The organism is Pseudonocardia sp. MH-G8 (assembly GCF_002262885.1).
In the GTDB taxonomy this organism is placed as follows: domain Bacteria; phylum Actinomycetota; class Actinomycetes; order Mycobacteriales; family Pseudonocardiaceae; genus Pseudonocardia.
The window spans coordinates 156,419-167,390 of the sequence record NZ_NKYF01000002.1 but is presented as its reverse complement, the minus strand read 5'-3'; the positions used below and the strand labels follow the sequence as shown (position 1 = coordinate 167,390).

General features: G+C 72.8%; 12 protein-coding genes and 1 pseudogene. 2 read left to right on the top strand and 11 right to left on the bottom strand.

The window, feature by feature from the left end:
• Nucleotides 1-38: 38 nt before the first annotated feature.
• From CFP66_RS07930 to CFP66_RS07915, 4 genes are all read right to left on the bottom strand, one after another.
• Nucleotides 39-1,799: a glycosyl transferase gene (locus tag CFP66_RS07930; protein WP_233159233.1), complete on the bottom strand. Its 1,761-nt coding sequence runs from the start codon at nucleotides 1,797-1,799 to the stop codon at nucleotides 39-41.
• Between the two features lie 75 nt (nucleotides 1,800-1,874).
• Nucleotides 1,875-2,990: an XdhC family protein gene (locus CFP66_RS07925; protein WP_094921821.1), complete on the bottom strand. Its 1,116-nt coding sequence runs from the start codon at nucleotides 2,988-2,990 to the stop codon at nucleotides 1,875-1,877.
• Nucleotides 2,983-4,116 (bottom strand): VWA domain-containing protein, encoded by a 1,134-nt coding sequence (locus tag CFP66_RS07920; protein WP_233159232.1) that lies wholly within the window; start codon nucleotides 4,114-4,116, stop codon nucleotides 2,983-2,985. Before CFP66_RS07920 ends, CFP66_RS07925 begins: the two co-directional genes overlap by 8 nt.
• Nucleotides 4,117-4,127: 11 nt before the next feature.
• Nucleotides 4,128-5,030: a MoxR family ATPase gene (locus tag CFP66_RS07915; protein WP_094921820.1), complete on the bottom strand. Its 903-nt coding sequence runs from the start codon at nucleotides 5,028-5,030 to the stop codon at nucleotides 4,128-4,130.
• A 501-nt stretch (nucleotides 5,031-5,531) separates the two neighbouring features.
• On the opposite strand from CFP66_RS07915, the gene CFP66_RS07910 reads away from it, so the two are divergent.
• The gene (locus CFP66_RS07910) at nucleotides 5,532-5,891 is read left to right on the top strand and encodes a transglycosylase family protein (protein WP_094921819.1); all 360 of its coding nucleotides are present in this window, start codon (nucleotides 5,532-5,534) and stop codon (nucleotides 5,889-5,891) included.
• Between the two features lie 22 nt (nucleotides 5,892-5,913).
• Here the strand turns inward: CFP66_RS07910 and CFP66_RS50155 are convergent.
• Nucleotides 5,914-6,809, bottom strand: a pseudogene (locus tag CFP66_RS50155) (molybdenum cofactor biosynthesis protein MoaE).
• Nucleotides 6,810-6,829: 20 nt separating this feature from the next.
• Nucleotides 6,830-7,321: a cyclic pyranopterin monophosphate synthase MoaC gene (moaC, locus tag CFP66_RS07895; protein ID WP_094921816.1), complete on the bottom strand. Its 492-nt coding sequence runs from the start codon at nucleotides 7,319-7,321 to the stop codon at nucleotides 6,830-6,832.
• A gap of 420 nt (nucleotides 7,322-7,741) precedes the next feature.
• Here moaC and CFP66_RS50150 point away from each other — a divergent pair, with 420 nt between their 5' ends.
• Nucleotides 7,742-8,356 (top strand): transglycosylase family protein, encoded by a 615-nt coding sequence (locus tag CFP66_RS50150; protein WP_094921815.1) that lies wholly within the window; start codon nucleotides 7,742-7,744, stop codon nucleotides 8,354-8,356.
• Nucleotides 8,357-8,415: 59 nt separating this feature from the next.
• Here the strand turns inward: CFP66_RS50150 and CFP66_RS07885 are convergent, their stop codons facing one another.
• The 5 genes from CFP66_RS07885 to CFP66_RS07870 form a co-directional block, all read right to left on the bottom strand.
• Nucleotides 8,416-9,018: an NTP transferase domain-containing protein gene (locus tag CFP66_RS07885; RefSeq protein WP_094921814.1), complete on the bottom strand. Its 603-nt coding sequence runs from the start codon at nucleotides 9,016-9,018 to the stop codon at nucleotides 8,416-8,418.
• Nucleotides 9,019-9,044: 26 nt separating this feature from the next.
• Nucleotides 9,045-9,218 (bottom strand): hypothetical protein, encoded by a 174-nt coding sequence (locus CFP66_RS47065; RefSeq protein WP_143517166.1) that lies wholly within the window; start codon nucleotides 9,216-9,218, stop codon nucleotides 9,045-9,047.
• Nucleotides 9,219-9,332: 114 nt separating this feature from the next.
• Nucleotides 9,333-10,154: a helix-turn-helix transcriptional regulator gene (locus tag CFP66_RS07880; RefSeq protein WP_094921813.1), complete on the bottom strand. Its 822-nt coding sequence runs from the start codon at nucleotides 10,152-10,154 to the stop codon at nucleotides 9,333-9,335.
• Entirely contained in the window at nucleotides 10,147-10,704 is a 558-nt protein-coding gene (locus CFP66_RS07875; protein ID WP_094921812.1) for a DUF6879 family protein, read from the bottom strand. The genes CFP66_RS07880 and CFP66_RS07875 overlap by 8 nt, the downstream gene beginning before the upstream one ends.
• Complete coding sequence (locus CFP66_RS07870; RefSeq protein ID WP_094921811.1) at nucleotides 10,701-10,880, bottom strand: hypothetical protein; 180 nt, start codon at nucleotides 10,878-10,880, stop codon at nucleotides 10,701-10,703. Before CFP66_RS07870 ends, CFP66_RS07875 begins: the two co-directional genes overlap by 4 nt.
• Between the last annotated feature and the right edge of the window lie 92 nt (nucleotides 10,881-10,972).

Here is a 10,972-nt window from a genome sequence, read left to right as displayed (position 1 = left end):
GGCGGTGGCGCGGCCACCGCGCCCGCACGCCGGGCCGATCACGGCGCCGGGCGCGTGATCCCGCGGACGTCCCAGACCCAGGCACCGGTCGCGCGCCGGCCGGGGCCGAGCAGTGTGGAGAGCGTGGTGTGCAGCTCCTGCTGCCGCGGGCCGTCGACGAGGACGACGGCGTCGGCGCGCCAGAAGCGCAGGTCGTCCACCGCCGCCGCGCGGTCGGCGTCCGAGACCGCGGGCACCGCTCCGGTGGTGGCGACCGCGTCGAGCAGCGTGGCGCTCGGCCGCGGGGCGGCTCCGTAGCCACCGACGCGGTCCTCCCCCCACGGCCCGACGAAGTAGCCCTGGGCGAGCGCGAAACCCATGCCGGCGTCGACCTGCCAGCGCAGCGCCTCGGCACGTCCGGGCCGGGGCAGCGGGGCAGGCACGATCGTGCGTCCGGGATCGGCGAAGCGCCGCCACTCCCCGTCCGTGAAGAAGGCCGGGGTGGGGGCGCGGGAGACCGTCTCGAACGGCAGCGGGACGAGCGGGAGCAGCACCGCGACGAGCGCGACCGACCAGGCGGCCCGCACCGACACCGACACGACGCGGCGCTCCGACCGCGTGTCGAGGATCCGTTGGGTGGCCAGCGCGAGCAGGCACCCCACCGCGGGGACGGCGGCCAGGGCCATGCGGGACTCGAGCACCGACTCGAACAGCGGCAGCTCCGACAGCAGCGCCCAGGGGCCCGGCACACCCGTCGGGCGACCGTCGACGGTGACCTCCGCCCCGAGGGACAGGACGGCGGCGACACCGGCGGTGGTCGCGGCCAGCCGGGCGACCAGGTCGTGGCGCAGCCAGACCGCCAGCCCGGCGACGAGCACGACGAGGGCCCACCCGAGGTAGGCGTTCTCCTCCGTGGGGTTCATCGCGAGGTGCGGGGAGGTGTCGGACACCAGGCCGCCCACCGACTGGGTGGGCCGGGCGCCGAACGCGGCGAGCGGGTTGCCCCGCGGGCCGTGCTCGATGTTGCGGTAGCTCTGCGCACCGAAGAACTGCCACCACAGCGGGTAGGCGAGCAGCGCGCAGGCCACGACTCCCGCGCTCGCCAGTCCGACGAGGACCTGCCGGGGGACGGGCCTGCGCGCCACGGCGAGGCCGATCACGAACGGCGCGGTGGCCGTCACCGCGATCAGGAGGATCTCCTCGCCGATGAGCACCTGGAGCGTCACCAGCAGCCCCAGCCCCACCCCGTGCAGCACCGGGCGGCGCGCCGACGGGAGCCGGACCAGCCAGATCACGATCACCGGCAGGAGGAACGCCACGACGAAGTTGGGGTGGGCCTTGGCGTGGGAGATGACCGGCGGCGCGAACCCGCAGAAGCCCGCGCCGAGCGCCGCGGCCGCCCGCGAGGTGACGACGTAGCGCGAGAACAGCCAGTACCAGGCGGTGGCGGTGCCGGCGAGGCCGCCGGTCAGGACCAGGGTCCAGGTGACGGTGGGGCCGAAGGCCAGCGTGACGGGCGCCAGCGGCACGGCGAGCGCGGGCAGCGCGGTGTTGGCCATCAGGTTGACCCCGAGCGGGGCGTTCTGCAGCCCGGAGAACAGCAGCGGGCCGCCGTGCTGCAACGCGTGGGCCTGCGCCGCGAACAGCCACTCGAACAGGTTCTGGTCCTGGTCGCTCGCGACCAGGTAGCCGCGGTCGAGGTCACGCCAGAGACCGGCGTACAGGAGCATCGCCGCGGCCAAGTAGCCGGCGACGACGAGGACGTCCGAGCCGGTGATCGAACCCCGACCCGGACGCACGGCGCGTGCGAGGTCGGTCACGAAAAGATCACCGCCAAGGGCTTCGGTAGGGAACGACGATAGGCGCTGGGGATCACCCGCACCACGCCACCCCGGTCAGCCTGCGTGGATGGGGCCCTCTCGTTCCGCCAGGCGGGATCCTGCGCCGCCCCAGTGCATGGCGATCATCTCGGCGGCGATCGAGACGGCCGTCTCCTCCGGGGTGCGGGCGCCGAGGTCGAGGCCGATCGGCGACGACATGCGGTCGATCTCGTCCTCGGTGACACCGACCTCGCGCAGCCGGGCGATGCGGTCGTCGTGGGTGCGGCGCGAGCCCATGGCGCCGATGTAGCCGACCGCGGGCAGCCGCAGCGCCACTTCCAGCAGCGGCACGTCGAACTTGGGGTCGTGGGTCAGCACGCACAGGACGGTGCGCGCGTCGATGCGGCCCGCCTCGGCCTCGGCGGCGAGGTAGCGGTGCGGCCACTCGACGACCACCTCGTTGGCCCCGGGGAAGCGCGACGCGGTGGCGAAGACCGGCCGGGCGTCGCAGACGGTGACGCGGAAACCGAGGAAGCTACCGATCTTCGCGACGGCGGCGGCGAAGTCGATCGCGCCGAAGACGATCATGCGGGGTGGCGGCGCGAACGACTCCACGAACACGTCGAGGCCTTCGCCGCGGCGCTGCCCGTCGACGCCGTAGTGCAGCATCGCGTTGCGACCGGCGTCGAGCAGCCCGCGCGCGTCGTCGCGAACCGCGTCGTCGAGCCGGGTGGAGCCGGTGCCGCCCTCGGTGCGGTCCGGCCACACGACGAGCCGGGTGCCCAGTCGCTCCGCCGGCCCGGCCACGACCGTGGCGACCGCGACCGGCGAGCCGGTGCGGATCGCCTCCGCCACGTTGCCGAGCTGGTCGTACCCGGGGCGGTCGATCTTCTCGACGAAGATGTCGATGATCCCGCCGCAGGTGAGGCCGACGGCGAAGGCGTCGTCGTCGGACACGCCGTAGCGCTGCAGGACCGGACGGCCGTCGGCGAGGACCTGCTGCCCCAGCTCGTACACCGCGCCCTCGACGCAGCCGCCGGACACGCTGCCCACGGCCTCACCGTCGGGCCCGACGAGCATCGACGCGCCCGCCTGGCGGGGCGCGGAGCTGTAGGTGCCCACGACCGTGGCGAGCGCCGCGGTCTGCCCGTCCTTCCACCAGGTCTCGAGCCGATCCACCACATCACGCATGTCGTACCACCTCGAGCAGTCTCTCCAGGGTGGCCAGGCTGTGGCCGGCCAACAACTCGTCCAAGAACGGGAGCGCCGCGACTATTCCACCCTGCACCGGCGCGTACCCGTCCTTGCCGACGTGCGGGTTGACCCAGATGACCCGGTGGGCGAGGCGGCGCAGCCGTGACATCTGGTCGCGCAGCACGTCGGTCTCCCCGCGCTCCCAGCCGTCGGAGAAGATCACCACGACCGCCCGGCGGGCCGCGCCGCGCTGTCCCCAGCGGTCGACGAACGCGCGCAGCACCTCACCGAGGCGCGTGCCGCCCGACCAGTCCGGGATGGTCGTAGCCGCCGCGGCGAGCGCGCGCTCGGGGTCGCGCATCCGCAGCTCGCGCGTCACGCGGGTGAGCCGGGTGCCGAGGGTGAACGCCTCCACGGAGGCGGGCGAGCGCCGCACCACGACGTGCGCGAAGCGCAGCAGCGCGTCGGCGTAGGGCTCCATCGAGCCGGACACGTCCACGAGCAGCACGACCCGACGGTGCCGCCGGGACCGGTCGCGCCGGTGCAGTTCCCGGAGCTCGCCGTGGTTGCGCAGCGCGGCGCGCAGCGTGCGGCCCGGGTCCGGGGCACCGTGGCGGGACGGGCGCAGCCGTCGCGAGGCGCGCAGCGGCGGCTCGGGCGTCAGCATCGCCAGCAGGCGGCGCAGGTGCTCGCGCTCGGCGGGGGTGAGCTCCCCGAGGTCGCGGTGGCGCAGGATCTCGGCGCCGCTGGCCCGCGCGTGGATCTGCGGGGCGTCGGTGCTCTCCTCCTCGCCGCTGCCCGCGTCGTCGGACGTGAGCGCGGCCAGCCGTGGCGGCGGTGGCGGGCGCTCGTCGCGTATCTGCGTGCGGCCGCCCTGCGGCGGGGTGAACCAGCTCGCGAACGCCTGGTCGTAGCGGGGGAGGTCGTCGGGATCGGAGCAGAGCGTGAGGCGGCCGGCCCAGTAGGTCTGGGTCCGATCGGTGACGTCGAGGGCGTCGAGCGCCGAGAGGAACGCCGTCACCCGGTCGGTCGTGATCGCCAGGCCCGCGTTGCGGAGCACGACCGTGAACCCGACGAGGCCGGGGACCGGGTCGTCGGTGTCGGGTGCGACCGGCGGAGACACCAGCGGGGACACTAGGAGGCGAGCAGCGTGTCGAGCTGGCTGCGGACGCGGTCGGCGTCCTCGCGGTACTTGAGCACGGCACCGAGCGTGGCGGCCGCGGAGTCGACGTCGAGGTGGCGGGCGCCGACGAGCTGCAGCGCGCGCGCCCAGTCGATCGTCTCCGCGACGCCGGGCGGCTTGAGCAGGTCGGCCTGGCGCAACTGCCGCACGGCGCCGGCCACCTGCGCCGCGAGCCGCTCGGGCAGGCCCGGCAGCCGCGAGTGCAGGATCTGGATCTCGCGCTGCAGGTCCGGGTGGTCGAGCCAGAGGTAGAGGCAGCGCCGCTTGAGCGCGTCGTGCACCTCGCGGGTGCGGTTGGAGGTCAGCACGACGAGCGGCGGCTCCTTCGCGCGGACCTCGCCGATCTCCGGGATGCTCACGGCGTGCTCGGTGAGCACTTCCAGCAGGAACGCCTCGAACTCGTCGTCGGCGCGGTCGATCTCGTCGATCAGCAGGACGCTCGGGCTGGTCTGCAACGCCCGCAGGATGGGGCGGGCGAGCAGGAACCGCGGGTCGTAGAGGGAGGCCTCGACGGCGTCGGCGTCCAGGGTGTCACCGGTGGCCGAGGCCGCGGCCTCCAGTGCGCGCAGGTGCAGCAGCTGGCGGGGGAAGTCCCAGTCGTAGAGGGCCTGCGACGCGTCGATGCCGTCGTGGCACTGCAGCCGGATCAGCTCGGCGCCCAACACCTGGGCGAGGGCCTGCGCCAGCGCGGTCTTGCCGGTGCCCGGCTCGCCCTCGCAGAACAGCGGCCGGTTCATCTGCATGGCGAGGAAGGTGGCGGTGGCGAGCCCGTCGTCGGCGAGGTAGCCGGTGGCGCGCAGCGCGGTCGCCAGCTCCGCGGGCGATCCCACCGGGTTCGAGGGGCGTTCGGTCACGTATCCAGCATGACGGACCGGTGCGCCGCCAGCCACCACAGGTGCCCCGCGTCATGCCGGACGGCCTTTTCGATCATGCACCGGGAGGGCTCAGGAGTGTGACGAGATCGGTAATACTTCCGCTTTGAAGGTATTGCAATGGCTGTGATCGGTCCGTGATCATCGGCTGTTGACCAGCGGATACTCGGTTCTCGTCACGTTAATCTATCCGTTACCGTGACGATGGTCACGTCGCCGAAGTTTGACGATTCGGTCGATCCCCCTCGTACCGTCATTGCTCGGCGGTTCCGCGAGGGGCCGCCGAAAAAACATCCGGAACCGTCGCGCATCGTCCAGTCCCGCGGTTCCGGTCCGTCGAGCCAGAGATGGGACTGGGCCGAGGACGGCATTCTTGACGGGGTTCCCCCTGCTCCGTCTTGATCGCCACAACGTGATCGGGTCCCGTTAGCGGGCCCCGGACATGCACGTTCGCTTCGCCGGCGCGACCTGGAGAGCTCCGAAATGACTACTCGACCGGATTCCCGTCTGGGCCGAAAGCTGGTGCGCCTGGCCGTCGTCGGTGCAGTTGCGGTCGGCGCCCCCTTCGCCGTCGCGGGTACCGCGAACGCCGCCTCGGATTCCACCTGGGATCGCCTCGCCAAGTGCGAGAGCGGCGGCAACTGGAAGACCAGCACCGGAAACGGGTACTACGGCGGGCTGCAGTTCAGCCCCCGCACATGGCGCGCCCACGGCGGTGAGGGCATGCCTCACAAGGCCAGCAAGGCGCAGCAGATCCGCGTTGCGGAGCGCGTCCTGGACAACCAGGGCTGGAAGGCCTGGCCGTCCTGCTCGAAGAAGCTCGGCCTGCGCGGCAGCGACTGATCGACCGCCGCCGGGCCCCGGGTCAGGCGGAGCCGACCCACTCGTCGGTGCCGTCGGCGAACAGCTGGTGCTTCCACACGGGCAGCTGCCGCTTGACCTCGTCGACCAGCTCGGCGCAGGCCGCGAAGGCCTCCTTCCGGTGATCGGCGGCCACGGCGCACGCCAGCGCCACGTCGCCGATCCCGAGCGGGCCGATCCGGTGGCTCACCGCGATCGCCCGCACCCCGTTGGCCCGGGTCGCGACATCCGTCGCGACCTGGGCCACGATCTTCTCCGCCGTGGGGTGGGCGCTGTAGGACAGACCGCGTACGGCACGTCCGCCGTCGTGGTCGCGCACGACACCGGCGAACGTGACCACCGCACCCGCCGCGGCCTGGTCCACCAGTGCGGCGTGCTCGGCGACGTCCAGCGGGGCCTCACCGACCGCCGCGCGCAGGACCGCGGCTCCTGTCGGAGTCGTCATCGGTGATCGCCTCCTCGTAGCTGTTCGACGGCGTGATCGAGGACGTCGGCCAGCACGGCCAGACCGTCGCGAACTCCACCTGTCGATCCGGGCAGGTTCACGACGAGGGTGCGCCCCGCGACGCCGCTGAGGCCCCGGGAGAGCACCGCTGTGGGAACGGTGGGCGCGCCCGCGGCCCGGATCGCGTCCGCGAGCCCGGGCACCTCGTAGTCGAGCACCGCACGCGTGACCTCCGGGGTGGCATCGGTCGGAGAGATGCCCGTGCCCCCCGTCGTGATCACGACGTCCACGGCGTCGGCCACGGCCGCCCGCAGGGCTTCGCCCACGGGTTCGCCGTCCGGCACCACCGTGGGATCGGGTGTGGCGTACCCACGGGAGCGCAGCCACTCCGCGATGATCGGCCCGCCGCGGTCGGCGTAGACGCCCGCGGCCGCGCGGTTGGACGCCGTGACCACGTGGGCGCGCCGCTCGGCGGTCACGGCCGGTCCTGCGGGCGCGTCCAGAGGCCGGTCTTGCCGCCTTCCTTGCGCTCGACCCGCACGCCGTCGAGCACGGCGGCCGGGTCGACGGCCTTGACCATGTCGTGCAGCGCCAGGCCGGCGACGGCCACCGCGGTGAGTGCCTCCATCTCGACGCCCGTGCGATCCGTGGTGCGGACCGTGGCCCGGATCCGGACCTGCGCGCCGTCCGGCTCGAGGTCGGGCTCGAGGTCGACGACCACGCCGCTCAGGGCGATCGGGTGGCAGAGCGGGACGAGGTCCGGGGTGCGCTTGGCGCCCATGATCCCGGCGATCCGGGCGGTGGCGAGCGCGTCGCCCTTCGGGAGGCCGTCCCGGCGCAGCAGCTCCACCACCTCGGCGGTGGTGCGCAGCGTTCCGGTGGCCACCGCGGTGCGCGCCGTGGCCTCCTTGCCGGTGACGTCCACCATCCGGGCCGCGCCTGCCGCATCGACGTGCGTGAACTCCACTCCCGAACCCTACGACGTGCGCGGCGACCCGTGCCGAGACGCCGGGGAAACGTCATCGTGATCTTCTGGTGACGTGACGTGCGTCACTACTTAGCAACCTGGAAGTAATTCGCACGTTGTCTCGCATGTCGTCGCTGACCTGCGACAACGGTGCACCTCTCACCCGTTCGGTCGTACTGCCTGCTACTTCCCGCCCGAGATGGGGGGTTTGCGCGCGGCTCCTCCGGACGTAGCGTCCGTTCTCGGTCCGAGCGGATGCCCCAGATCCGGCCGGACCCCGGGAATCGCAGCGCTCCCCTGTCCGGCGATCTCGGCCCCTCCCCCGAACGAAGCGTGGGACAGGAACGGACGCGGCTCCCCCGGCCGCACCGCCAGCTCCCCGGCGGTAACCGTCCGACGCGCAGCGCGCGGAGTTGCCCCATGGCCCGCTACCGCGGCCGTCATCGTGCCCCGAGCACGGCAGGTCGAACCATCGCCCGCACCGCTCTGGCCGGCGCTGTCGCCGGCGCTCCGCTCCTCGTCGCCGCCCCGGCCTACGCCGCGTCCGACTCCACGTGGGACAAGCTGGCCGAGTGCGAGAGCGGCGGCCGCTGGGACATCAACACCGGCAACGGCTACCACGGTGGCCTGCAGTTCTCGCCGCGCACCTGGTCCGGCTTCGGGGGCAAGGAGTTCGCCCCGGCCGCCTACAAGGCCAGCCGCTCGGAGCAGATCGTCGTCGCCGAGCGCGTGCTCGCCGAGCAGGGCTGGAACGCTTGGCCGTCGTGCTCGCGCAAGACCGGCGTCCGCGGCGAGTCCGCCAGCAAGCGCGAGGCCCCGGCACGCGAGTCGAGTGAGTCGTCCGACGACGACCAGGTGCGCCTGGCCTCCTCCGGCTCCACGAGCGGTGGCTACACCGTCAAGAGCGGCGACACGCTGAGCCGTATCGCGTCGGCCAACGGCGTGGCGGGCGGCTGGAAGACCATCGTCGAGAAGAACCCGGCGCTGCAGGGCAACCCCAACTCGCTCGTCCCCGGCCAGAAGCTCACTCTCTGACCGGAAGCCCGCCCCACGTCGTGGAGCCGTAGCGCTGTACTCCGCCCCCCGGCGCAGCGCTACGGCTCCACGGTGCTTGCGGGGGGATCGAAGCGGGCGAGGTCCTCGCGGGTGTCCACGTCCTCAGGGGACGCGACATCCCCGCACTCCACCAGCTCCAGGTCGGGGTGGCCCGCCAGGTAGCCGCGTGCGCCGGCGTCGCCCGTGGCCGATGCGCTCGCGCCGAGCCAGTGCGCGCGGCCCAGGAGCACCGGGTGGGCTGGACGGCCGCCGTAGGCGGCGCGTACCAGCGCATCCGGGCTGCTGCGTGATGCGAGCCGGGCCACCGCGGCCGAGGTGACGCCCGGCAGGTCCACCAGGTGCACGAGCACCGCCTCCGGCGCCGGATCGAGCCGTGCGACGGCGTCGAGGCCCGCGCGCAGCGAGGCGCCCATGCCCTCCGCCCAGTCCGGGGCCGGCACCGCCGCCACGCCGACCGGCAGGAGGTCACGGACCTCGTCGCCGGCGGCCCCCACGACCACCACCAGCGGTGCGCAGCCGCCGTCGGCGAGCACGCGGACGGCGCTCTGGACGAGCGGTCGGCCGCCGAGCGTGACGAGCGCCTTCGGCCGGCCCATGCGCCGACCGGCGCCGGCCGCGAGCAGCAGGCCGACCGGCGCCATCCGTTGATCGCTTATTCGTCGATCGCTTATCTGTTGATCTCCGTGACGGGGTGCACGTAGGGCACCTCGTCCAGCGGGAACTCCACGTCGCCGAACGGCGAGAGGGAGCCCTGCAGAGGGCTCGCGAGCTCGGTGACCGGGTGCGTGCCGTCGGGCAGGTCCGGCCACGTGGGGTCGATCCGGCGGGAACGCTCGGCCACGGTGTCCTCCTGGTGCTCTAGTGGTCCTTCCGCAGTATCCCGCACCGGTCCCGGCCGCGTCGACGCGGCGTGAACACGGCGGCCGATCACCGATCGCGCGGAGGCGCTCCCGCATCAGGCGAGTCTCCGGATCAGCTCCAGTGCCTCGTCCCCGTGCGCGGCCGCATTCCACAGCCGCTCCCACAGCGTCACGTACACCTCGACCACGCCCGGTTCGGCGATGTCGTCCTGAGCGCCGTGGATGAGCTCGGTCGACACCGTCGTCGTCCCGCCGTCGGCCGCGTCGCGGATCACGAAGTTGTGCCACGGGACCGCGCCGGCGCTGACGGTATCCGGGAGGATCGCGATCTCGACAGCAGAGGCCGTCGCCAGCGACTGCAACCGGTCCAACTGCCCGGCGAGCGCCCCCGGAGCCGGGGACCACCGCAGCACGTGCTCGGCGAGAACGAACTCGAAGCGCCGTCCCGGCTCGTGCAGCACCTGCTGCCGCTCGAGTCGCGCCACCAGCGCGGCGGCGACGTCCTTGCTACGGCCCAGCTCGAGGACTGCGCGGGCGTAGGCCGCAGTCTGCAGCAGCCCAGGCAGCACTGTGGGCTGGAAGTTGCGGATCACTGCGGCGGCCGCGTCGCGCTCCCGCGCCTGCGCCTGCAGGTGTGTCAGTTCGCCGAACAGCGTGCGCCATGGCCGGGTCTCGCCGTGGGCGGCCTCGGCGAGCGCCTCGACTCGTTCCCGGGTGTCGGAGTCGGTATTGCACGCATCCAGCCACGTGCGGACGACGTGCATGCTGGGCAGCGCGAGGCCGCGATCGATCCGCGACATGGTCGGCTGCGACACCCCGGTCCGCCGGGCCATGTCGCGGCCCGACATGCCGGCCAGGTCACGCAGCCGCAGGAGTTCCTTCGCCAGTTGCGATCGGATCGGGTTGGGCTCAGCCACAGCCCACCGAAAGGAACTCGTTCAGTGGCACCGCGCGTACCGCGACACGGCGTAGCAGTGCGACGAGGTCGGCAATCTGCTCGCGGTGCTCGACGATCTCGCGGCGGTCCAGCCGCCCGTCGGAGTGGTAGTGCATCAGGACCGCGCGCGGCTGGTCGCCGTGCTCATCGAACAGCCAGAAGTCGGTGCCCACGTCTCCGACCTGGCTTCGCGGGGCGATCTGCACCTGCTCTCCGACTGCCTGCGACTCCCGATAGGACTGCAGTTGGTATCGCTGGTAGTCGGTGAGCGGCTCGTCGACAACGCGTACCCGCGTCCAGGACTTTCCCGCCGTCAGCGTGGAGATCGCCATCCGTGCCAGCCACGGGTCCGTGACCACCGACCTCAGCGGCCTGGCACGGCCCTGCCGGTAGGCCGACAACCGCTCGGCCTCAGCCCCACCGACGGCGTACGCCGGCAGCGCCTCCAGCCGGGCGACGCTGGTCTCGAACCTGTCGAACAAGGAGTCGAACTCGGAAGCGGTGAGCCCGCGGGAATGCTCTGCCGTCACCTGGGCAGCTGGGCGACCAGGCGCGCCCACTGTGCCGGTGGGATGTCCACGTCGAGTTCGCGGGTCGAGTCGTTCGGGTCGTAGCCGCGTACCCGCACTACCCCCGTGCCGGGGTCGATGAAGAAGGTCGGGCAGTCGCCGCCATCGCAGCCCTCTGCAAGCACCTGGAACGCCATGGGTGATCCTCAGCTTTCACTGTGATTCGCGATGATGCAGAGCATCGCCCACTCGCCTCTCGCGGTCAAGACCCGAGGCCGGCTTGCGCTCG